The organism is Alteromonas sp. ABV2_168 (genome assembly GCF_056161165.1).
On record NZ_JBSWYQ010000009.1, the window covers coordinates 215,133 to 238,914 of the forward strand.

General features: G+C 50.1%; 19 protein-coding genes. 15 read left to right on the top strand and 4 right to left on the bottom strand.

Annotated features, from left to right (window positions below; all coding sequences use genetic code 11):
* Window positions 1-25: 25 nt before the first annotated feature.
* The 6 genes from prpC (at window position 26) to ACXAH4_RS14730 (ending at window position 6,439) form a co-directional block, all read left to right on the top strand.
* A complete protein-coding gene (gene prpC / locus ACXAH4_RS14705; RefSeq protein ID WP_119502274.1) occupies window positions 26-1,147 on the top strand; it encodes a bifunctional 2-methylcitrate synthase/citrate synthase in 1,122 nt (373 codons plus the stop codon).
* A 54-nt stretch (window positions 1,148-1,201) separates the two neighbouring features.
* A complete protein-coding gene (gene acnD / locus ACXAH4_RS14710) occupies window positions 1,202-3,793 on the top strand; it encodes a Fe/S-dependent 2-methylisocitrate dehydratase AcnD (protein WP_474882416.1) in 2,592 nt (863 codons plus the stop codon).
* 76 nt (window positions 3,794-3,869) lie between these two features.
* Window positions 3,870-5,054, top strand: a complete 1,185-nt coding sequence (gene prpF / locus ACXAH4_RS14715; RefSeq protein WP_474882418.1) for a 2-methylaconitate cis-trans isomerase PrpF — start codon at window positions 3,870-3,872, stop codon at window positions 5,052-5,054.
* 127 nt (window positions 5,055-5,181) lie between these two features.
* On the top strand, window positions 5,182-5,742 hold the full coding sequence (locus ACXAH4_RS14720; RefSeq protein ID WP_474882420.1) for an HD domain-containing protein: 561 nt from the start codon (window positions 5,182-5,184) through the stop codon (window positions 5,740-5,742).
* Between the two features lie 140 nt (window positions 5,743-5,882).
* The gene (locus ACXAH4_RS14725) at window positions 5,883-6,284 is read left to right on the top strand and encodes a hypothetical protein (RefSeq protein ID WP_474882421.1); all 402 of its coding nucleotides are present in this window, start codon (window positions 5,883-5,885) and stop codon (window positions 6,282-6,284) included.
* The gene (locus ACXAH4_RS14730; protein ID WP_474882423.1) at window positions 6,281-6,439 is read left to right on the top strand and encodes a hypothetical protein; all 159 of its coding nucleotides are present in this window, start codon (window positions 6,281-6,283) and stop codon (window positions 6,437-6,439) included. Before ACXAH4_RS14725 ends, ACXAH4_RS14730 begins: the two co-directional genes overlap by 4 nt.
* Before the next feature lie 8 nt (window positions 6,440-6,447).
* On the opposite strand, the gene ACXAH4_RS14735 is transcribed toward ACXAH4_RS14730, so the two are convergent.
* From ACXAH4_RS14735 to arcB, 3 genes are read right to left on the bottom strand one after another with little or no spacing between them, the layout of a single operon-like run.
* Window positions 6,448-8,013, bottom strand: coding sequence for a PH domain-containing protein (locus ACXAH4_RS14735; protein WP_474882425.1), 1,566 nt, complete (start codon window positions 8,011-8,013; stop codon window positions 6,448-6,450).
* On the bottom strand, window positions 8,013-8,558 hold the full coding sequence (locus ACXAH4_RS14740) for a PH domain-containing protein (RefSeq protein WP_474882427.1): 546 nt from the start codon (window positions 8,556-8,558) through the stop codon (window positions 8,013-8,015). The genes ACXAH4_RS14735 and ACXAH4_RS14740 overlap by 1 nt, the downstream gene beginning before the upstream one ends.
* 8 nt (window positions 8,559-8,566) lie before the next feature.
* Window positions 8,567-10,927 (bottom strand): aerobic respiration two-component sensor histidine kinase ArcB, encoded by a 2,361-nt coding sequence (gene arcB / locus ACXAH4_RS14745; protein ID WP_474882429.1) that lies wholly within the window; start codon window positions 10,925-10,927, stop codon window positions 8,567-8,569.
* Between the two features lie 738 nt (window positions 10,928-11,665).
* Here arcB and gltB point away from each other — a divergent pair.
* The 9 genes from gltB to ACXAH4_RS14790 all read left to right on the top strand — a co-directional run bounded on the left by gltB (window position 11,666) and on the right by ACXAH4_RS14790 (window position 22,261).
* Window positions 11,666-16,132 carry a glutamate synthase large subunit gene (gene gltB, locus ACXAH4_RS14750; RefSeq protein ID WP_474882431.1) on the top strand — a complete coding sequence of 1,489 codons (4,467 nt, stop codon included), beginning with the start codon at window positions 11,666-11,668 and terminating at the stop codon, window positions 16,130-16,132.
* Window positions 16,133-16,149: 17 nt separating this feature from the next.
* Window positions 16,150-17,565 carry an FAD-dependent oxidoreductase gene (locus tag ACXAH4_RS14755; protein ID WP_119502283.1) on the top strand — a complete coding sequence of 472 codons (1,416 nt, stop codon included), beginning with the start codon at window positions 16,150-16,152 and terminating at the stop codon, window positions 17,563-17,565.
* 188 nt (window positions 17,566-17,753) lie between these two features.
* Entirely contained in the window at window positions 17,754-18,113 is a 360-nt protein-coding gene (locus ACXAH4_RS14760) for a hypothetical protein (RefSeq protein ID WP_119502285.1), read from the top strand.
* A gap of 163 nt (window positions 18,114-18,276) precedes the next feature.
* On the top strand, window positions 18,277-18,864 hold the full coding sequence (locus ACXAH4_RS14765; protein WP_474882432.1) for a DUF2726 domain-containing protein: 588 nt from the start codon (window positions 18,277-18,279) through the stop codon (window positions 18,862-18,864).
* Between the two features lie 160 nt (window positions 18,865-19,024).
* Window positions 19,025-19,720: a 5'-methylthioadenosine/adenosylhomocysteine nucleosidase gene (locus ACXAH4_RS14770; RefSeq protein WP_474882434.1), complete on the top strand. Its 696-nt coding sequence runs from the start codon at window positions 19,025-19,027 to the stop codon at window positions 19,718-19,720.
* A gap of 14 nt (window positions 19,721-19,734) precedes the next feature.
* Window positions 19,735-20,688: a cobalamin biosynthesis protein CobD/CbiB gene (locus ACXAH4_RS14775; protein WP_474882436.1), complete on the top strand. Its 954-nt coding sequence runs from the start codon at window positions 19,735-19,737 to the stop codon at window positions 20,686-20,688.
* A 116-nt stretch (window positions 20,689-20,804) separates the two neighbouring features.
* Window positions 20,805-21,215 carry a rhodanese-like domain-containing protein gene (locus tag ACXAH4_RS14780; protein ID WP_119502289.1) on the top strand — a complete coding sequence of 137 codons (411 nt, stop codon included), beginning with the start codon at window positions 20,805-20,807 and terminating at the stop codon, window positions 21,213-21,215.
* 72 nt (window positions 21,216-21,287) lie between these two features.
* Window positions 21,288-21,677: a DUF2721 domain-containing protein gene (locus ACXAH4_RS14785; RefSeq protein ID WP_119502290.1), complete on the top strand. Its 390-nt coding sequence runs from the start codon at window positions 21,288-21,290 to the stop codon at window positions 21,675-21,677.
* Window positions 21,674-22,261 carry a GNAT family N-acetyltransferase gene (locus ACXAH4_RS14790; protein WP_474867146.1) on the top strand — a complete coding sequence of 196 codons (588 nt, stop codon included), beginning with the start codon at window positions 21,674-21,676 and terminating at the stop codon, window positions 22,259-22,261. The genes ACXAH4_RS14785 and ACXAH4_RS14790 overlap by 4 nt, the downstream gene beginning before the upstream one ends.
* Window positions 22,262-22,356: 95 nt before the next feature.
* Here the strand turns inward: ACXAH4_RS14790 and tyrS are convergent, their stop codons facing one another.
* Complete coding sequence (gene tyrS / locus ACXAH4_RS14795) at window positions 22,357-23,559, bottom strand: tyrosine--tRNA ligase (protein ID WP_119502292.1); 1,203 nt, start codon at window positions 23,557-23,559, stop codon at window positions 22,357-22,359.
* Window positions 23,560-23,782: the final 223 nt, after the last annotated feature.

Sequence of the window (23,782 nt, forward strand, 5' to 3'; positions counted from 1 at the left end):
ACGATGAAAATCGGGAGACAAGATCATGGCTAAAGAATTAAGCGGCGCCGGACTTCGCGGACAAGTTGCAGGCAAAACAGCACTTTCCACCGTTGGTCAGTCAGGCTCAGGACTGACGTATCGCGGATATGATGTGAAAGACCTGGCAAATCATTGTCAGTTTGAAGAAGTCGCCCATCTTATTCTGAAAGGAAAATTACCGGACTCCGGCGAACTGGCAGCTTACAAAGCAAAATTGAAAAGCCAGCGCGGGTTGCCACAAGCGCTGAAAGAAGTCCTCGAACGCATCCCCAAAGATGCCCATCCGATGGATGTGTTGCGCACCGGCTGCTCGGTACTGGGCAACCTTGAAATGGAACAGGATTTTTCTGAGCAGGCTGCAGTCACCGACCGCATGCTGGCTTGTTTCCCAAGTATCATCTGTTACTGGTACCGCTTCAGTCACGATGGCGTACGCATTGATACCGAACTTGATGATGACTCCATCGGCGCTCACTTCTTACACATGCTGCATGGTGAAAAGCCCCGTGAACTTCACGAGCAGGTTATGCATGTTTCCCTGATCCTTTACGCGGAACATGAATTCAACGCTTCCACCTTTACTGCCAGAGTGTGTGCTTCCACATTGTCAGACATGCATTCCTGCATTACAGGTGCAATCGGTTCATTGCGCGGCCCGTTGCACGGCGGCGCAAACGAAGCAGCCATGGAAATGATTGAAGGCTTCACCTCGGCGGACGATGCTGAAGAACAGATGATGGGTAAGCTTGCCCGCAAAGAGAAGATCATGGGCTTCGGTCATGCCATTTACCGTGAATCCGATCCGCGCAACGAAATCATCAAAGGCTGGTCAGAAAAACTGGCTGCAGACGTTGGTGATAAAGTGCTTTATCCGGTATCTGTGCGCTGTGAAGAAGTGATGTGGCGTGAAAAGAAACTATTCTGTAATGCCGATTTCTTCCATGCCTCTGCCTATAACTTTATGGGGATCCCGACGAAGTTATTCACACCAATCTTTGTTATGTCCAGACTCACCGGCTGGGCTGCCCACGTGATGGAGCAACGGGCGGATAACCGCATCATCCGTCCGTCTGCCGAATATACCGGCGAAGAATTACGTCCCGTTACCCCCATCGAACAACGCTGATGCGCTGCGGGCGGGCCGCCACAGCCCGCCTTTGCCTGCCGGAGAAGACCGACTATGAATATGGACTATCGCAAACCCTTTTTAAAGACCGGGTTAGATTTCTACGATACCCGTGAAGCCGTAAACAGCATTAAAGCGGGGGCTTATGAAAAGCTGCCGTACACGTCCAGAGTGCTGGCGGAAAACCTGGTAAGAAAATGCCAGCCCGAACACCTCACTGCTTCACTGGAGCAGTTAATTTATCGCAAGCGCGACCTCGATTTTCCCTGGTTCCCCTCCCGCGTGGTTTGCCACGATATTCTGGGCCAGACCGCACTGGTCGATTTAGCCGGATTGCGGGATGCTATCGCTGAGAAAGGCGGCGATCCGTCTAAAGTGAACCCCGTCGTACCGACTCAACTGATTGTCGACCATTCACTGGCAGTAGAACATGCAGGCTTTGAAGCGGAAGCCTTTGAAAAAAACCGTGAAGTGGAAGACCGCCGTAACGACGATCGCTTTCACTTTATTAACTGGACCAAAACGGCGTTTAAAAACGTGGATGTGATTGGCCCGGGTAACGGCATCATGCACCAGATCAACCTGGAAAAAATGTCCCCTGTGATCCACGCCAGAGACGGCGTTGCCTTTCCTGATACCCTGGTCGGTACAGACAGTCACACCCCTCATGTTGACGCACTTGGGGTCATAGCCGTGGGCGTTGGCGGCCTGGAAGCAGAAAGTGTCATGCTGGGCCGCGCCTCCTATATGCGCCTGCCTGACATTGTCGGCGTAGAATTAACCGGCAAACCACAACCCGGTATTACCGCCACTGATATCGTACTGGCGCTGACAGAATTCCTGCGTAAAGAGCGTGTTGTATCTGCTTATCTGGAATTCTACGGCGAAGGCGCGTCGGCGCTGACCGTGGGCGACCGCGCAACGATTTCAAACATGACGCCGGAATACGGTGCCACTGCTGCCATGTTTTATATTGATGAGCAAACCATCGACTACCTGAAGCTTACCGGTCGTGAAGACAAACAGGTTGAGCTGGTTGAGTCTTACGCGAAAGCCACCGGCCTTTGGGCTGATGACCTGACGACAGCGGAATATGAACGGGTACTGACCTTTGATTTGTCTAAGGTAGGCAGAAATATGGCCGGCCCGTCTAATCCTCATGCAAGACTGGCGACGGCAGACCTGGCAAGTAAAGGCATTGCCGGTCATGTTGAACAGGAAAATGGCAAAATGCCGGATGGCGCAGTCATTATTGCGGCTATCACTTCATGTACCAATACCAGCAACCCCCGCAATGTTATTGCCGCCGGATTGCTGGCCCGCAATGCCAATGCCAGAGGACTGATCAGAAAGCCCTGGGTAAAAAGCTCACTGGCGCCGGGCTCTAAAACAGTAAAACTTTACCTGGAAGAAGCCGGCCTGTTATCTGAACTGGAACAGTTGGGCTTTGGTGTTGTCGCGTTCGCCTGCACCACCTGTAACGGCATGAGCGGTGCCCTCGATCCGAAGATTCAGGAAGAAATCATTAAGCGTGATTTATATTCCACTGCTGTCTTGTCAGGAAACCGTAACTTTGACGGCCGTATTCATCCCTATGCCAAGCAAGCCTTTTTAGCCTCTCCGCCGCTGGTTGTGGCCTATGCCATTGCTGGTACAGTGCGGTTCGATATCGAAAAAGATGTGCTGGGTACAGACAGTGACGGTAACCCGGTCACGCTGAAAGATATCTGGCCTTCAGATGAAGAAATTGATGCCATTGTCGCCAGCGCGGTTAAGCCTGAGCAGTTCAGACAAGTTTACGAGCCCATGTTCGATCTGAAAGTCGACTATGGCAAGGACTTGGAGCCACTTTATAAATGGCGTCCGAAAAGCACCTATATTCGCCGCCCCCCATACTGGGAAGGTGCGCTGGCAGCAGAGCGTACGATGAAAGACATGCGCCCCCTTGCCGTGCTGGGCGATAACATAACCACTGACCACCTATCACCTTCAAACGCCATACTGGCGTCAAGTGCCGCCGGTGAATATTTGTCAAAAATGGGCGTACCGGAAGAGGATTACAATTCCTACGCCACCCACCGGGGTGACCATTTAACCGCCCAGCGCGCTACGTTAGCGAACCCGAAGCTGTTTAATGAAATGGTAACGGAAAACGGTGAAGTGGTTCAGGGCTCACTGGCGCGCATTGAACCGGAAGGCAAAGTGGTACGCATGTGGGAAGCCATTGAGACCTACATGAACCGCAAGCAGCCTTTGATCATTGTAGCGGGTGCTGATTACGGTCAGGGATCATCACGTGACTGGGCTGCAAAAGGCGTAAGGCTGGCGGGTGTAGAAGTGATTGTGGCAGAAGGCTTTGAGCGCATTCACCGCACTAATCTGATTGGTATGGGTGTATTGCCACTGGAATTCCAGCCGGGCACAACACGCAAAACCCTGCATATCGACGGTACAGAGACCTTTGATGTAAAGGGGGATATTTCACCCGGTGCCACTTTGACGCTAATCATCCATCGCACCGGCGGCGAAACGGACAAAGCAGAAGTGAAATGCCGTTTAGACACCGCTGAGGAAGTCTCCATTTATTCCGCTGGCGGTGTGTTGCAGCGCTTTGCTCAGGATTTCCTGGAATCTGAAAACGCCTGACAATCACCTGCAAGACCGGTTGGGTATGCTGCCCGGTCTTGTACCCCATTCACATCATTCATCTGAGAACGTGCTCATGACTTTCGCCCCACAAATTAAAATTCCGGCAACCTACATTCGCGGCGGTACCAGCAAAGGCGTGTTTTTCAAACTCACCGATTTGCCCGAAGCCGCACAGCAACCCGGCCCGGTAAGAGACGCGTTATTGCTGCGGGTAATTGGCAGCCCTGATCCGTACGGTAAACAAACTGACGGCATGGGCGGTGCAACGTCAAGTACCAGCAAGACCGTTATTCTGTCGAAAAGTGAACGGGAAGGATTTGATGTGGACTACCTGTTCGGACAAGTGGCTATTGATAAACCCTTTGTAGACTGGTCAGGAAATTGCGGCAACCTCACCGCCGCGGTGGGCGCATTTGCCATCAGCAACGGGTTGGTTGATAAGGACTCAATACCACACAATGGTATCGTCACCGTGAAAATCTGGCAGGTGAATATCGGCAAAAGCATTATTGCAAAGGTGCCCGTGACCAATGGTGAGGTACAGGAAACCGGTGATTTCGAACTGGATGGCGTTACCTTTCCGGCGGCAGAAGTAGAAATCGCTTTTGTGGACCCGGCGGATGATGATGGCGCGATGTTTCCCACCGGTAATGTGGTCGATGATATCGACGTCCCGGGTGTTGGCAGGCTCAGAGCAACGATGATCAATGCCGGTATTCCGACAATTTTCATTGATGCTGAAAGTTGCGGCTACAGCGGCACAGAGTTACAGGATGCCATCAACAGTGATGAAAAAGCGCTGGCAATGTTTGAAACTATCCGGGCTCACGGCGCAATGAAAATGGGCCTCATCGGTCATATTGATGAAGCGGCCACGCGCCAGCACACGCCGAAAGTCGCGTTTGTCAGCCCACCTGCAGATTACACTGCATCCAGCGGGAAGCACATAGCGAAGCAGGATATTGACCTGAATGTCCGGGCCTTATCCATGGGTAAGCTACATCATGCCATGATGGGTACTGCTGCAGTGTCCATTGCTACTGCCGCCTGTATTCCCGGCACACTGGTGAATGAAGCAGCCGGTGGCGGGGAACGCAGTCAGGTGGTATTCGGCCACCCCTCCGGCACACTGAAAGTCGGCGCACAGGCTGAATATCATCACGGCCAGTGGCAAGTGAAGAAAGTGATAATGAGCCGCAGCGCAAGGGTGCTGATGGAAGGATGGGTGCGGGTTCCCGCTGATGTTCTGACGCCCTGAAAACCGGGTGAAAAAAACGGTGCCAAAAAACCGGCGAAAAAACAGGCACACTATTTGTAATAAGGACTTCAAAGGACGCCGTTCAGAGCGTCCGCTGTCAATAACACATTGAAGGTAAGAGGTCCTTATGCAGGCATTACTCGTTGAAGATGATTACGTATCATCAGCTGCACTGTTTACCGCACGCAAGTATGCATTAGCCGGTCATTTACGCCGCCACAATGGCGCAACGTTTATCCACCACCCGCGGGAACTGGCGGTACTGTTAAGTAAGCTTCCCCACAACCGGGAAATGCTGGCTGCGGCCTGGCTGACACGCTCCATGCAGGACGACTACGCAGACAGTGATGAAGTTGAGATGTGTTTTGGTCAGAAGGTTGCTGACATGGTATCTGCCATGCGCAGTTTCAATTTGCCGGACAGCGGCGCGCCCGAAACCCTGGCACAAACGAATTTCCCGGCGATTCAGGCCGCTCCTGCCCTTTTACAAACTATGGCACTCGCTGACGTGTTTGTGCTGGCACAAACGGTTACCGAGTTTGAATCCGGCATGTTGCCCGGGTTTAGCCAGTGGCTTGCCCGGCATTTACCACTATTTCCGCAAGCCAGTAGCGCATTAATACAAATGGTAGAACGATGGTTGGTTAACCAGCCTGCCTCTCCGGTTGCATTGCATCAGGTGAGTTAGCCAGTCTGAACAGCACATCACCTGGTAACCTATTGATTTCCTGTATATAACTTGTATTACACAACATTTGTCTTGTTCTGTTTGTACCTTTCGGGATATCTGTGAAGAATGGAAACCACACAGATACCCGGACAAGAACAATGAAAAAACATGCCCTTGCTATTGCAATGACAGCCGCTCTGCTGAGTGGTTGTGCTGCAACGTCCTCTTCTCACAACAATACTGAATCAACACCGTACACGTTAAAAAGCGGCGGTGAGATCGCCCCGTATCAAAAGGGATTGTCGGTTAGCCACGCCAGACTCAATTTTTCCTTCGACTTTACGAACGAAGTGTTATTTGGTGATACCACACTCACGCTTAACTCAGACAGCCCGCAAACACATCTTTCTGTGGATTTAGATACCCGTTTCACCATCACTTCGGTGTGGTTAAACGGAAAAACACTACCCGCGACGACAACGGCGTCACCTTTACGTGGAAAACTGAAAATGGCTTACCTTTTCCTATGCCTCTCGACGTCAGTATCGACGGAAAAGTGACAACTATCGATATGGTGAAAACCCGTCGTGTACCGGCGCTACCGAAAGATACCGTTGTTGCCGATCCACACAGCAAAGTGCTGCGTTACGAACAACGTTATGAAGATTTTAAAGCGTGGAAAGCAGAGCAAGCAGAGAAAGAGGAAACGAAATAGGGCTGTTGCTACATCCAGGAGCGGCGGCCTGATTCGGCGTGCCACAGCGCTTTGTCAGCCAGCTCTGTGGCAACCGCATAAGGAATATATGGTATGGTGATACTGCCGCTGGCCAGAATAAAATGCACGTTGGCCAGCCCTCTTCGCTGCATCAGCACACTTTGAGTCAGTGCCACCTGCTGAACCTTAAAGAGTGTAAAACTGTAGCGGTCAATCCCTGCCATACCTTTTCTGATATAACAGTAAGTATCATCGCAGGCGAATCCCCATCGCCGCCAGCGCAAATAAATACTTGCACAGGCGAGCATAAAAGCCGGAATGGTGACAAGGAAAATGTGCCAGCCTTCACGGGCATAGCCCATGGCCGACACCAGCGCACAGGCAGGCAGTGCCAGTGTCAGGATCCAGCGACTGATAAAGCGGGTGCTGATCCTGCTATAGCCGGTGTGATGCACCTTGTTATCCGGCATTGCATCTGTAGCCAGAGCCTGCGCCTCAGCAAGTGTGACGGACGGCACCAGCATCTTGTGAGTCGCATGTAATTCCTGCTCCTGTTTGTCACCGGTCTTATTCTGCTCAAAAAAGAAATTAGCTCGCTTAAGCAGATAATCCAGCCAGTCCTGTCTGACGGAAATCATCTGTATACGGGACTCACGCATACTGACTTCCTGCAAACTGAACAGTCCTGAACGACGGATATACCGGTCCGATGTGCGGGTGAGCGTGTAGTTATAATACGTGATCACCGAGCCGGCTACCGACACCATGGCCATCACACTGAGGATCAGCAGCATGGTGGAAATGACATACAAACCGACCTGCCACCAGAGTACTTGCTCGTCAGCGAACAGTGCATCCATGGATAATCCGAGATCATCCACAAAATCGTAAATAAAACCGGAAATCTCGTCATAAAAAGGCGCCAGTGCACCAAGCAGGATCCACACACGGTTATTGGTCAGTCCGTGAATGATGAGATCGGAAAGGCTGCGGCGGTTAATCACCTTCTCATCATCCGCTAGCGGTGACGTCGCGGTGTCAACTGCCTCTGGCTTGTTGTCCTCTGTGGTCCCGGCCTGATGCTGTCTGCCGGAGATCAACACCGCCTGACGGAGCTGCTGCGCATAATCCCGTTCTACAGCAACAATTTTCGCTTCCTCTCCGGATGAACCTGCTGTATCCAGCACCACCACGGTGTAATGGGTAAAGCGAAAGTAAAACGGTTGTTCAATTTTTACATTCTGAATGCGCCAGAACGGCAGATTAAGATTACGACGCCTGAACAGTCCGCTACGTATTTCAATGTGTTCGTTGCGGATGCGGTACTGATAAAACCAGTAACTCACTACTCCACTTACAATCGTTGCCAGAAAGATAGCCACCATGACGGGTATAAACCAGAACGACTGCTGATAGTCAAAGCTGCTGGCAGACCAGGCAAGTACAGAAAGCACCACAATAAACTGGCGGATAAAACTGAGGACATTGGAGACAATGAAATAGATCACCGCAACCGGTGCCAGTCTGCGCCAGTTAACGCCGGTGGAGACAGCGGCTTCCTGTTGTGACCGCATCAGCGCGCTCCCACATCCTTGTGATCAAGAATGAACTGGCGGATTTTCTGTGCCTGAGCCACGGGAAGGCCCGGTATTTCAAAGGTATGCCCTGCCCCTCCGGCAGAAAAAACCTGCAAAGTTGCCAGCCCGGCCAGCCTTTCCAGCGGTCCGCGCTTGAGCTCAATATGCTGTATGCGAAGTACCGGCTGGCTGGTGATGCTGCGGAATATCAACCCCTTGTGAACAGATAAATCCTGCTCTCTGAGTGAGAATTGCAACAACGGATCAGCAAGCCAGTGATAAACACTCAGCAGCCCCCATAAGGCTATAAGACCCGCCGTCACGAATGGCCAGGCAAATAACAGTCCTTCCGGCAATGTGACAAAAGGCTGAAAGCGGATGAAGTTTACGACCACCAGAAGGGTGATGAAGATTGCCGCCGCGATAGCAAGATTCAGTGTTCTGTAACGCGGCGACAAAGGCTCATAAACCAGCGTGTCCAGAGACGGCAGCTGGTCTGCAGAGACAACCGTATTTGAAAAGGCTTCACCTTCCGTGGTCATGCTTTGTATCAGTCCTCAATCATTTGTGAGTTAAGCCACTCTTGCAGTGCTTTCATGTCGTGAGCAACTGCCATCTGAAGCTCCTCAACCCAGTCATGCACATTTTGCCACCATGCAGGGTGATCCCCCTGCTGGATCTGATTGGCAATGCGTTGCACACGGGCAAGACCGACAGAGCCGGCGGCACCTTTTATTTTATGGGCCTGGGAACACACTTCGGACTTTTCGTCAGCACTCAGGCTTAACTGCAGAATTTCCATGTATTCCGGCATTTTATCCTGGAACACTTTTACGCTGGCACGGACCATATCTTCACCGATGGTATCCACCAGCATTTGCAGCAATTCAATATCCAGAATATTGGACAGCGCTTTGCTGTTGTCAGTTTTCTTAGGCTTGTTTTCCACTTCAGTATGCAGCGGTGCGGCCGGTTCAGCAAACAAACTGTTGAACACTTCAATCACACGGCTCTTCTTGATGGGTTTGGCGATAACGTCATCCATACCGTTTTGCAGGTACTCTTCACGCTTTTTAATCACGTTAGCCGTTAATGCCACCATCGGCGTGCCCATAACCAAATCTTCATCGCGCAGCGTGTTGGCCACGTCAAACCCTGTCATATCCGGCAACTGTATATCCAGCAGGATAAGGTCGTAGTGATTTTCCCGGGCTTTATCGATCGCTTCCTGACCGGTCATGGCCACATCGACTGTCTGACCTAATTTTTCAAGCAGCGCTTTTGCCACCATCACATTCAGCTCAATGTCTTCCACCAGCAGAATGTTAAGATCGGTCACCAGCAGTTTAGAAACCTGCATAGGACGGTTAGAAATCTGTAACGGCAGCTCAATTTCAAAGCGTGTGCCCTTGCCGACTTCAGACGTCACGCGGATATCGCCGTTCATCAAGTCGACCATTTGCTTACAGATTGCCAGACCAATACCGGTACCTGTTGCAGACTGATGATCCGGATGGTCTACCTGATAATACATGGCGAAGATTTTCTCAATTTCGCTGTCAGGGATCCCCACACCGGTATCTTCTACCACGTAGGTCACCACCGTCATATCGTCTTTTGCCGGGGTTGCCGACACACTCAGTTTCACATTCCCTTTCTGCGTAAACTTCACGGCATTAAACAGAATGTTCCACAGGATCTGACGCAGACGGGTACCGTCAACCTCCACCAGTTGCGGTAACGGCTCCTGAATATCGGTTACCAGCTCCAGCGATTTGTCTGCCGCTAACAGACGGATAATGCTGGACAACTCCTGGGTGAAATCACGCAGCGATACCGTTTTCAGGCTGAGCTCAAGTTTATCCCGGTCCAGCTTATCCAGATCGATGATGTCGTTGAATATATTGCCCAGTGTAATTGCGCTGGCATAAATAGTACTGACCCAGTTGAACTGCTCTTCACTCAAATCCGTGTCGCGCAGCATACGGCTTAAACCCACAATGCCGTTCAGTGGCGTTCGCAATTCGTGAGAAATCGTAGCAATGAAACGAGTTTTATCGGTACTGGCTTTCGCAGCGGCATTCTCGGCCTGTTTGCGCTCTGTCATATCCCGGCCAAAAGCCAGCAAACCTAAACGTGTGCCTTCGTTATCAAAAAACGGTACCCGCTTCATTTCGAAGTAACGGCGTTTTCCGTCAGCAAAGCGCAGCCACAACTCTTCGGTCATGCTGGCATTGGTTTCCAGCACTTCATGATCAGAGGCAACAATCTGGCGGGCCAGTTCTTCTTCAAACACATCATGTAAGGTCAGACCAACCAGCTCAGCTTCGGATTTGCCGGTGAGCATTTCCGCAATACGGTTACAGCCGGCAAAACGCCCTTCTTCATTACGGTAGTAAATCAGATCCGGTGAGGCATCAATGATAGAGCGCAGCAAGGTAGATAAGTGTCGTGCCTGCTGTTCTGAAAAAGATTTCTCTTCAATCTCTTTTTCAAGATCTTTAAACACCGCTTCACGGTCGTCCTGCGCTTTACGGCGCTGTTCCATCTCATGGTTAAGCTGGCGGATATTGCTTTGCAGTTCGCGGTTAAGGAATACATCTTCCTCACGCAAACGTTCCAGTTGGCTGACCACTTCTTTTAAATTAGTGCGGGAAGTTTCCAGTTGTTTAACCAGTTCACTTAAGAAGTAAAGCACCCAGGGGGCTGACATCATGGTAAGCACAACAGCGATAATAAAATCGTCAGGTTGAACCTCATTGCCCATGGTCACCCGGATGACGTATGAACCGCCAAGGGTGAAAACCAGCGTAACAACAACAAACAGCAAACTTAGTTTCAGTGTGCCAAAGCGCTTTATAAACTGCGCAAATTTTATCGCCCACGAATCATTTGGAGAATCTTGATGCATAACGAACGTACTGCAATTTCTAAATAACTAAACTTACAGCACTTATAACACGGTCGCGTTGGAAAACCCACAAATCTGCCTGCACGTTATACTAATTTGTGACACTGCGGTGACTATCCTGACATATTCACTGACGGGCAAAATTCGTCATAGCGATAATTCCCTTCATTTATATGGATACGCCCGGTGACTTTGCTAATGCTCCGGCACAGAGGTATATTAGATTTTATCTGGTCGGGCTTGGCGGGTTCTGACAGGTTGCCGTAAAAGTGATATTCATTCAGCCACACCCTGCATTTCCATATAAATAAACATTTTTTATGAATGATTATTCACAATTAACCTCTTATTCTTTTTTGAACTTTAGTATAAACATACTAATTTGATAAAAAAATGAGCGTTCAGCTCAAAATCCAATCAGCGGCGATTTAAAATTAAGATGTTGATTTAAAATGACTTTATGTAACTTATTCAAAATACATAAGGTCTTCACATTTTTATCATTTGATTTTATATGCCAATGTATGTATTTTGTACGGCCCGCTAGGCAATAGTGCATAAAAATGCGGTTAACGACTGGCGTCCTACTAATAATAATTAACGACATAAAAAGGCGCTTAGAGTATGGTGAAAACTGGCTCGTAAATAGACGTCTACACTAATGTTGCGATGCGTGTCCTGCGCGGAACACGATCCAACACATGCCTTGTCCAGTCGAAGGTTGAAGGAGTTTTTAAGATGAGTTTATATAATCCCAATGATTCCCGGGATAACTGTGGCTTTGGTCTTATTGCCCACACTCACGGGGAAGCCAGCCATAAACTGGTAACGACTGCAATCCAGGGCCTGGACAGAATGCAGCACCGTGGCGGTATTGCTGCCGACGGTAAAACCGGTGACGGCTGCGGATTGCTACTGCAAAAACCGGATGCCTTTTTTCAGGCTATCGCCGACGAGAACGGCTGGAAGCTGAGTAAGAAATATGCCGTAGGCATGATTTTTTTGAGTCAGGACGACACACTGGCACAAGCTGCCAGAGACATTCTTAACGAAGAGCTGGAAAAAGAAACACTGAATGTTGTGGGCTGGCGCAAAGTGCCGGTAAACCACGATGTATTAGGTGAACTGGCTCTGACCGGTGTACCGCAGATTGAGCAGGTTTTTGTGAATGCTCCTGCGGGCTGGCGTAAACGCGACGTAGAACGTCGTTTGTTTATGGTTCGCCGCCGTGCCGAGAAACGTCTGGAAAAAGACAAAGACTTCTATGTAGCCTGTTTATCCGGCTTAGTCACCATCTATAAAGGCCTGGTGATGCCGAAAGATCTGCCTGCCTTCTATGCAGATTTGGCTGACGAACGTCTGAAAAGTGCGATTTGTGTATTCCACCAGCGCTTCTCTACCAACACATTACCTAAATGGCCTCTTGCGCAGCCTTTCCGTTTTCTCGCGCACAATGGCGAAATTAACACGATCAAAGGTAACCGTGACTGGGCGATGGCCCGTACCGGTAAGTTCTCGACGCCTTTGATTCCGGATCTGAAAGATGCTGCACCTTATGTAAATACAACAGGTTCTGACTCATCTTCTCTGGATAACATGCTGGAATTATTCCTGGCGGGCGGCATGGACTTATTCCGTGCAATGCGTCTGCTTGTGCCACCAGCGTATCAAAATAACAAGACCATGGACGAAAGCCTGCGTGCATTCTACGAGTTTAACTCAATGCACATGGAACCATGGGACGGTCCTGCCGGTATCGTACTGACAAACGGTCGCCACGTTGCCTGTAACCTTGACCGTAATGGTCTGCGCCCTGCCCGCTACGTGATCACCAAAAATGGTTTCATCACACTGGCTTCAGAAGTAGGTATCTGGGATTACAGCGAAGCTGACGTGGTAGAAAAAGGCCGCGTTGGTCCGGGCGAAATGCTCGCCGTTGATACCTACAACGGTAAGATCTGGCGTTCCAATGAAATCGACGCAGAGCTGAAAGACCGTCACCCGTACAAAGAGTGGCTGGAAAAACACATCCGTCACCTGACGCCAATTGAGCAGATGGATTCTTCTGAATTAGGTAAGCGCGTCCTCGATGACGACACCATTGAGGTTTACCACAAGCTGTTCAACTACAGCTACGAAGAAATTCAGCAAGTGGTGAAGGTTCTGGCGAAAGATGGTCAGGAAGCTGTAGGTTCAATGGGTGATGATACGCCAATGGCCGTATTATCTTCCAAATCCCGCACTGTTTACGATTACTTCCGTCAGCAGTTTGCCCAGGTAACAAACCCGCCAATCGACCCGTTACGTGAAAATCACGTAATGTCACTGGCTACGTGTATCGGCCGCGAGCAGAACGTATTCAGCGAAACGTCAGGTTATGCTGACCGCGTACTGTTTTCATCTCCGGTACTGGTTTACACCGACTTGAAACAGCTGCGTGAATTTAACCCTGATAACTACTATTCAGAGAAAGTTGACCTGCAATATAAGCAGGAAGAGGGCTTGCGTAAGGCCATCGAACGTATCTGTAACGAAGTGGAATATCTGGTTAAACAGAAGCGTGCTGCATTCGTTATTCTGTCAGACCGCAACATCAAGAAAGACAGACTGACCATTCCTGCCGCTATGGCGACCGGTGCGGTGCATCGTCGTCTGGTTGAAAAAGCACTGCGTTGCGACGCAAACGTTGTGGTTGAAACTGCTTCAGCCCGTGACCCGCATCACTTTGCTGTACTCATTGGCCTGGGTGCAACGGCTGTTTATCCGTTCCTTGCCTATGAAACCATTGAGCAACTGTGCGAAAAAGGCGAGCTGACCTGCTCTGTCACAGACGCAGTATTGAATTACCGTAAAGGTATCAATAAAGGCCTGTATAAAATCATGTCAAAGATGGGTATCAGCACCGTGGCCAGCTACCGCTGCTCCAAGCTGTTTGAAGCCATCGGTATCAACAAAGATGTGGTTAACCTTTGCTTTAACGGCGTACCTTCACGTATTCAGGGTGCCGGCTTTGAAGATTTCGAACAGGATGCGATTAACCTTAACCGCATTGCCTGGCTGAAGCGTAAGCCTCTGTCTCACGGTGGTCTGCTGAAATATGTTCACGGCGGCGAGTATCACGCCTACAACCCGGATGTAGTGAAATCACTGCAAACCGCAGTGGTTTCTGGTGAATACAGCGATTATCAGGTTTATGCAAAACACGTCAATGAGCGCGCACCAGCGCACTTCCGTGACTTGCTGAAACTGAATTCGCCAAATGAAGCCATTGATATCAGCGAAGTCGAAGGGGCGGAAAAACTGTTCCCCCGTTTCGATACCGCAGCGATGTCTATCGGTGCATTGAGCCCTGAAGCCCACGAAGCGCTTGCCATTGCAATGAACCGCTTAGGTGGCCAGTCGAACTCTGGTGAAGGTGGCGAACACCCTTCCCGCTTCGGTACAGAAAAGAACTCTAAAATTAAGCAGGTGGCTTCCGGCCGCTTCGGTGTAACCCCGCACTATCTGGTTAACGCAAATGTTATCCAGATCAAAGTGGCACAGGGTGCAAAACCGGGCGAAGGTGGTCAGTTGCCGGGTGACAAGGTTAACAAGTACATTGCGCAACTGCGTTTCTCTGTACCTGGTGTAACCCTGATTTCACCACCACCTCATCACGATATTTACTCTATCGAAGATTTGGCTCAGCTTATTTTTGACCTTAAGCAGGTTAACCCTAACGCCCTGATTTCAGTGAAACTGGTATCAGAGCCGGGCGTAGGCACTATCGCTACCGGTGTAGCGAAAGCGTATGCTGACCTAATTACCATTTCCGGTTACGACGGTGGTACAGGTGCAAGCCCGCTGACGTCTGTTAAGTACGCCGGCAGCCCCTTCGAGCTGGGTCTGGCGGAAACACAACAGGCACTGATTGAAAACGGTCTGCGTCACAAAGTACGTGTACAAACCGACGGTGGTCTGAAAACCGGTCTGGACGTTATCAAAGCAGCCTGTATGGGTGCTGAAAGCTTCGGTTTCGGTACTGGCCCGATGGTGGCGTTAGGCTGTAAATACTTGCGAATTTGTCACCTGAACAACTGTGCGACAGGTGTTGCAACTCAGGATCAAAAGCTGCGTGAAGAACACTTCATCGGCTTGCCTGAGATGGTAATGAACTACTTTAAGTTCATTGCTCAGGAAGTGCGGGAAATTATGGCCGCAATAGGCGTACGTAAGTTTGATGAACTGGTAGGCCGCACTGATCTGTTGAAAGTTATCGACGGCATTTCAGCGAAACAAAACAAACTGGATCTGTCACCACTGCTGGCAACACCGGTTGAAGGCGAGCATACCCGTCTGTTCTGTTCAGAAACCACCAACCAGCCGTTGGATAAAGGTGAGCTGAATGCGAAGATTCTGGACGATGCCCGTAACGCTGTGCGTGAAGGCAAAGGTATCCGTTTAAGCTACCCAATCCGCAACACTGACCGTTCAGTGGGTGCCATGTTGTCTGGTGAAATCGCCAAACATCACGGAAACCATGATATGGAAGATGTGCCGGTTGAAATACAGTTTACCGGTACTGCGGGCCAGAGCTTCGGCGTATGGAACGCAGGTGGTCTGCACATGCGTATTGAAGGTGATGCCAACGATTACGTGGGTAAAGGTATGACTGGCGGTAAGCTGGTTATCTACCCGCCGAAGAACATCAGTTTCGATGCACATAACAGTGCCATCATGGGTAACACCTGTCTGTACGGTGCTACCGGCGGTAAACTGTTTGCTGCCGGCCGTGCCGGTGAACGTTTCGGTGTGCGTAACTCAGGCGTAACCGCCGTGGTTGAAGGTATCGGTGATAACGGTTGTGAATACATGACCGGTGGTATTGTTGCTGTACTGGGCCCGGTTGGCGTTAACTTTGGTGCCGGTATGACAGGTGGCTTCGCTTACCTGTACGACGAAAACGGTGACCTTGATAACCGCGTTAACCCTGAACTGGTTGAAATCATGGATATTGGCGACAAGGCCATTCTGTCAGAGCACTTACGAGGTCTGATTAACCAGCACTATGAAGAAACAGGCAGTGAACACTCATTGTCATTGCTGACGAACTTTGCTGAGTCGGTAAAACGCTTTAAGTTAATTAAGCCGAAAACCAGTGACGTTAAAAACCTGTTGGGCCACATCAGCCGTTCGAGTGACGAGCTGCGGATCCAGGCGCAATAAGAGAGGTAGGTGAAGTAATGGCTAAAAATGTATACCAATTTGTTGACGTTGAACGGATTGACCCGCCGAAAAAACCTATCATGGTGCGTAAGGGTGAGTTCGCTGAAATTTATCAACCGTTAACGCAATCTCAAACCGAAGGCCAGGCAGACCGCTGCCTGGACTGCGGTAACCCTTATTGCGAGTGGAAGTGTCCGGTTCACAACTACATTCCGCAGTGGCTGAGCCTTGCGAATGAAGGTCGTATTATTGAAGCGGCAGAACTTTCTCATAAAACGAACAGCTTGCCGGAAGTCTGCGGCCGCGTGTGTCCGCAGGACCGTTTATGTGAAGGTGCCTGTACGCTGAATGATGAGTTCGGTGCCGTAACTATCGGTAGTATTGAAAAATACATCACCGACACCGCCTTCGAAATGGGCTGGCGTCCGGATATGTCTGACGTAGTCTGGACAGACAAGAAAGTCGCTATCGTTGGTGCCGGTCCTGCAGGTCTTGCTTGTGCAGACATTCTGGTACGTAACGGTGTGAAGCCGGTTGTTTTCGACAAGTACGAAGAAATCGGCGGCCTGTTAACCTTCGGTATTCCTTCGTTCAAGCTGGAAAAAGACGTGATTAAACGTCGTCGTGAAATTTTTACCGAAATGGGTGTGGAGTTCAGACTCAATACTGAAATCGGTAAAGATATCGACTTCCAGGCGCTGCTTGATGAATACGATTCAGTGTTCCTCGGTATGGGTACGTACAAGTCCATGCAAGGCGGATTCGACAATGAGCACGTTGAAGGCGTTTTCGATGCCCTGCCGTTCCTGATTGCGAATACTAACCGCGTAATGGGGCTGGAAAAAGATCCTGCTGATTTTGTCGACATGAAAGACAAAACCGTTGTTGTGCTGGGTGGTGGTGATACCACTATGGACTGCGTACGTACGTCTATCCGTCAGGGCGCAAAACGCGTAATTTGTGCTTATCGTCGTGATGAAGAAAGCATGCCCGGTTCACGCAAGGAAGTACAGAACGCGAAAGAAGAAGGTGTGGAATTCGTCTTCAATGTACAACCGCTGGATATCGCGCTGACCGGTGAAGGCACTGCAGCCGGTGTTAAACTGGTTAAAACTGAAATGGGTCCGCCGGACATCAACGGTCGTCGTCGTCCTGTTGAGGTGGAAGGTTCAGAGCACGTGCTTGAAGCTGATGCGGTTATCATCGCCTTCGGTTTCCAGCCAAGCCCTGCCAGCTGGTTTGCTGACTACGGTATTATCCTGGATGAAAAAGGTCGTGTTATCGCCCCTGCCGGTGGTAAGTACGCTTATCAGACTGCTAACCCGAAAATCTTCGCCGGTGGCGATATGGTTCGGGGCAGCGATCTGGTGGTAACCGCCATTGACGAAGGCCGTAAAGCGGCTGACGGCATCATGGATTACCTCGGCGTGTAATACGGCTCAAAGCAAAAAACAAAAGCCACGGGATGAAAATTCCGTGGCTTTTTTCGTTTTTGAAGATCAGCCGCCGATACTTGAGTGCGTGCCGGTATACCTATGCTTTATTGCCGCTTCAGGGGTTCTTGCCTATAGTTTTACTCATCTGTTAAGCATCCATTCCGCTTAATGAAGGGAGAGTAAAAATGAACAAAAAGACGTGCAGTATGATTGCAGCGACTTTGCTGTGTACGGCTTCTTTATCTGTGGCAGCAGCCCCTGACACATCAGCCTGTCCGGCAGACTTTCACACGCTGACCATGCCGGATGACGCAAAGCAATGTCAGGTTTTCGACAGCGGATTGCCTGCGACACTGGTGTTTTATTCCGCGACACCACAGCAAACACTCATCGACTACTACACGGCGCAGTATCCCGGTATGCAGGTCGCAGCAACAGTACAGGGCAGAACGTTACTCACTGCTGCGAACGACAGTGTGCGGGTCATCATTTCCCCTGATCACGAAGGTTCTCAGGTAGATATGATGATTGTTAAGGCCAACTGAGACCTGTCAGCCTCCTCCCTGCTATCTGGTGCCGGACGATCTCCCGACTTTGCGAATTTCTAGCGGTCTGGCACTCCCTTTGCAAAATCCAGCTTGTTGACTAATTCACGACACAAAACGTCACTTTTTTGACGTATGTGATTTTGCTTTCGCGGGGATCAATATGGAACTGGCTATAATTTTAATGATGTTACTGATTGTGGTGGCTCTGGGCGCCATGAAATTGTCGGACAGCGGTGTAAGCTTTCCTTTTCGCAGTAAACCTCAGCTGTTCACACCGGTAGAACATAATTTTCTGAAACTGATTGAGCAGGCAGTGGGCCGTGAATTCCGCATCGTTTGCAGGGTTCGCCTGAGCGATGTACTGGCAGTAAGAGCAAAAGCCAGTAAAAAGCAGGGCTCCAGCGCCATGTCACGGGCGTCGTCAAGGCAACTGGATTACGTGTTGTGTGACCGCGACGACATGACGCCTGTTATGGCTATCGACCTTGTTTATAACGATGGCAAGAACAAATACAAATCCCAGCGCGACTTTTTTGTCAGCGGCGCGCTGGATGCAGCAGGATTGCCTCATGTGCGCATTAAGGTGAAAACCGGTTATACCACTGAAGAGATCCGCGAATGTATCGAAAGCAAGCTGGTGCCTTACCGCCGCAAACAGCAACGTATTGCACAGGCGCCGACGCTTAACCCTGCACCGAATAAACGCCCGACACGTCCGGTGCGTTCAAGCCGGGCAGCGGCTGCTTAATTTACCTTTTACTCTCCGGGTCGGTATTCTCCCCAAGGTACCGACCCATTTTCCCCTAATTTCTGTCAGTTTCTTCACTTTCATATTACCATTAACAATCATGACTTAACGGACCCGCGCACACCCAGTTCGCCGGGCGGTACATCGACGGAACATATTTATGAAAATCGGTATTCTTGGCGCAATGGATCAGGAAATTGCACTGTTACAGGCAACTCTGACAGATTGTGAAACCCGACAGTGGAAACATCTGACCTTTTACACCGGCACCCTGCATGGCGCTGAAGTCGTGCTGGTAAAATGCGGTATTGGTAAAGTTGCTTCAGCCCTTGCCACAACAGCACTTATCGAGCAATACACGCCTGATTATGTTGTTAATACCGGTTCAGCCGGCGGCTTCGATCCGGCGCTGAATATCGGTGATGTGGTCGTCGGCAGTGCAGTGAAATATCACGATGTGGATATTACCCATTTTGGTTATGAACTTGGGCAATGTGCCGGTATGCCGCCACAATACGACTGCGATCCCCGGCTTGTTGAAGCTGCTACCGCCGCGGCACAGGACATCACCCATATCCAGAACACCACTGGCATGATTTGTACCGGCGATTCCTTTGTCGGTTCAGATGAAGCGGCACAGAAAATTAAAGACACTTTTCCGGCAATGAAGGCCTGTGAAATGGAAGGCGCAGCCATCGGACAAACCTGTTTTATGCTGGAAACACCGTTTCTGGTGATCCGTTCTTTGTCTGATATCGCCGGCAAGACATCATCAGTGTCCTTCGAGGCATATCTGGAAACCGCAGCGAAGCACTCTGCTGAACTGGTTATGGGAATGATTGCCCGTCTGGCCTGAGCATAGTGTTAAGCATGGACGCCCTGCTCCACAGCCCCTTATTACAAAATCTCGCCCTGCTGTTGGTGGTTATCGCCATCGACAGCCTCTGGCGCTGGCCTCCCAAATACCACCCGTTAACCGTATTCCGCCTGCTGGCGGCCGGGATGGCGACAAAAGTAAAACCCAAATCCACTGACAGCCCTTCCCAACACCGGATATCCGGCGCACTGGGTGCCATTGTACTTATCGTGCCTTTCACTGTGCTTACCGGTTTGCTGGTTACCATGGCTGAATATCCGCTGTTTTTCGAAGCAGTCATTTTGCTCTGCGTCATGGACTTCGCTCAGGTGAGATGGCACTACAATGCTGTCGTCACCGCCCTTGGCAGAGAAAAGAAAGTCCTTGCCAGAGAAATGGTGTCCCACTTCGTCGCCCGCGACTGTGCTCGTCTGTCAGATATCGGTATTGCTAAAGCTGGCATGGAAAGTTTACTGCTCAGGTTCTGCTACCAGTTTTGCGGTGTGGTTTTTTGGTTTCTGATTGCCGGTCCGGTGGCAGCACTGCTGTATCGTCTGCTGCTCTTATTCAGCTGGCAGTGGCACTGGCGAAACCCCGGCTTCTACTGGTTTGCCCTGCCCGTTCGCAGGGTCACCCGGCTGCTCTCGCTGGTCCCTGCATTTACCGGTGCAATATTACTGGCACTGTCAACACATCCGGTTGCCGGATTTAAAGCGCTCTCACAGGCAAGATCCAGAGACAGCACCTCACTGCTGCTGGCGTTATGTGGCGGGAGCTTAGGGATCCGGCTGGGTGGCCCGGCCATTTACTCAGGGAATATGATCCGGTACAGCCGGGTCGGCGGCCACCGCGAGGTACGCTTTTCAGACATGACACATTGTCGTCAGGCTGTTACCAGAGCGGTTTTACTGCTGCTGGGGATCACTGTTGTGATCTTTTCTGCCCTGCACGCACTATATGCTTTTTAATACTGTGCAAACTGCCCGGGATGTAAAAGGGTTCTGCACGCCTTGTTCAAATAGTGTACACTGCACCGGAAACACAGGTTAAAACAGATATACGGAACATAGTGACGGATTACCTCATGCGCAAAATCATTGTTGTTTCTGCTCTTATTATCGTTGCCGTTGTTGCAACAACCTTTTACTGGCCAAAAGAAGCCGAAGCCGACGGATTCCGCTCAGTTCAGGCAACGCCTTTCATGCTGGAAAAAGTGAAAGCCGACGAGTGGTTACTCATCGACGTGCGTACTCCGCAGGAATACGCTGACGGCCATATTCCCGGCGCCATCAACATGCCTCACGAAGCCATCGGCGACTATGTGGAACAGCTGAATGATGCCAAAGACAAACCTATCATTATTTACTGCCGCTCCGGGCGTCGGGCGCAAATAGCAATGCAGATGCTGGAACAGAAGCAGTTCACCGGTATCAGTCACCTTGAAGGCGATATGCTGGGCTGGACAGAAGCCGGTTTGCCCGTAGAGAGAATGTGATTGCTTGCCTGTATGGCAGAAACCGGATTAAGCTGGTAGTATTCCGCGCTTTCATTTTAAGCAGATACGTCAATGCAGATAGATATTGCTACGCCGGCCATGTTGTTTCCGGCGATTTCACTGTTGCTCCTGGCTTACACGAACCGCTTCCTGACACTGGCAACGATAATCCGTAACTTTGCCCGTGAAAACCGCGACGAAAACACACAGGCGCAAATCCGTAACCTGCGCCAGCGCATTTTATTCATAAAACGCATGCAGATAGCCGGTGTTGTCAGCTTTTTCCTGTGTGTCTTATCCATGCTTGCCATTTACCTGACGTATCAGCTGGCCGGAAACTGGATATTCGCCTCCAGTCTGGTGTGTCTGATGTATTCATTGTGGATGTCTGTGCGGGAAATCCTGATCTCTGTTGAAGCACTGGATTTCCATCTGGATGGCATAAAAGATAATAAAAAATGAAAAACAATAAGCCATCAGCCAGCGATATTACTTACGTCCCCCTTGCGCCGGAGCACTTTGAAGGCGTGTTGTTATTAGGCAACCGCATTCAGGGTGACGGTTATCTGTCTCATTTCTCTCTGGAAGAAATGTATCATAAGGGCTGGCACGACAATATTAATGCCAGCTACGTTGCTCTGTACAACGGTGAGATCGCCGGATTCAGACTGACCTTTGCCCACTCCCACTGGCAGCCTGACGAATGGTGTTCTGTGGCAGAGTGGCCGGTGGATCCGTCACGGGTGTGTTATTTCAAATGTAATACGGTAGACGATCGTCTGCAGGGATGTGGCATTGGCAGCCGGTTGCTGGAAATCGCCACACAAAAAGCGAAGGAACAGGGTGCCCTGGCGGGCCTGGCGCATATCTGGCTGGGTAGTCCGGGTAACAGTGCCTTTCGTTATTTCAGTAAAAACGGCGGTAAACTGATTGCCAGACACCCCGGCAAATGGCGTTATGCTTCCATCCATGAAGGCTATGATTGCCCTGTTTGTCCCGGTTATTGTGAATGCGAAGGGGCAGAAATGATGATTGTATTTCCGTAATCAGCCACTGCCCGCTACGGTAAATACACATCAACAGCCATTAAAAAACCCGCAATCATGCGGGTTTTCTTATTTCTGCGGCGGACACCGGAAAATTATGCTGTCAGTGTAACTCTGGCAAACTTACGTTTACCCACCTGATACACGGCTTCACCGGCTTCTGTGATCACCAGACGGGTATCTTCGACTTTTTCACCGTCAATCTTCACCGCGCCCTGCTTAATCATACGCATGGCATCAGAGGTAGAACCCACCAGCCCCGCTTCTTTCAGCAGGTTACCGATGGCAATCCCGTCAGCTTCCATGGCAACAGACACTTCCGGCATGTCATCAGGGATGGCGTTTTTCTGGAAACGCTGAATAAAGTCCTGATGCGCACCTTCTGCTGCAGCTTCGTCGTGGAAACGGGCGATGATCTCTTTTGCCAGTTCAATTTTGATATCACGGGGGTTCGCACCGGCTTCAACCTTCGCTTTCAGTTCTGCCACTTCTTCAAGAGGACGGAAGCTCAGCAGGTCGTAGTAACGCCACATCAGATCATCAGAAATCGACATCACTTTACCAAACATATCGTTCGGCGCATCAGTAATACCGATGTAGTTATTCAGCGATTTAGACATTTTCTGCACGCCGTCTAAACCTTCCAGCAGTGGTACCATCACTACCGCCTGCTGGCTCAGACCGTTCTCTTTTTGCAGCTCACGGCCCATTAACAGATTAAAGCGCTGATCAGTACCGCCCAGCTCAACATCTGATTTCAGTGCAACAGAATCATAACCCTGAACCAGCGGGTACAGGAATTCGTGAATAGCGATTGGCTGACCACCATTGTAACGCTTTTTGAAGTCATCACGCTCAAGCATACGGGCTACCGTCTGGCTGGCCGCCAGTTTGATCATACCAGCCGCACCCAGTGCATCCATCCACTCAGAGTTAAAACGAATCTGCGTTTTCTCTTTATCGAGGATTTTGAATACCTGTTCCTGATACGTTTTAGCGTTTTCCAATACCTGTTCTTTGCTTAAAGGCTTGCGTGTCACATTTTTACCGGTAGGATCACCGATAAGACCGGTGAAATCACCGATCAGGAACACAACGTTATGGCCTAACTGCTGAAAGGTGCGAAGTTTATTAATCAGGACGGTGTGACCCAAATGTAAGTCTGGTGCCGTAGGATCGAAACCAGCCTTGATGGTCAGCGTCTTGCCTGACTTGAGTTTTTCAATTAACTCTTCTTCAGGCAGGATCTCATCCGTACCCCGTTTAATTTCAGCTAAAGCGGTTTGCCAATCGGTCATGCTCGTTCCACACTTATTACATTTACTGGGAAAATTTAATCGGGGCATTTTACGCATCCCAGTGAACCTTTGAAAGACTTGACCGTCAAAAATCGGCTTCCTGTGCGATCTAATCATGAAATTACAGGTGCTTTGGTGGAAAGTCGTGCTGTAACACGATATTCTCAGGCTGGGCAGTAATATGAGATTGAAATTTACCGTGGTTCTGAAAACATTCAAAAAT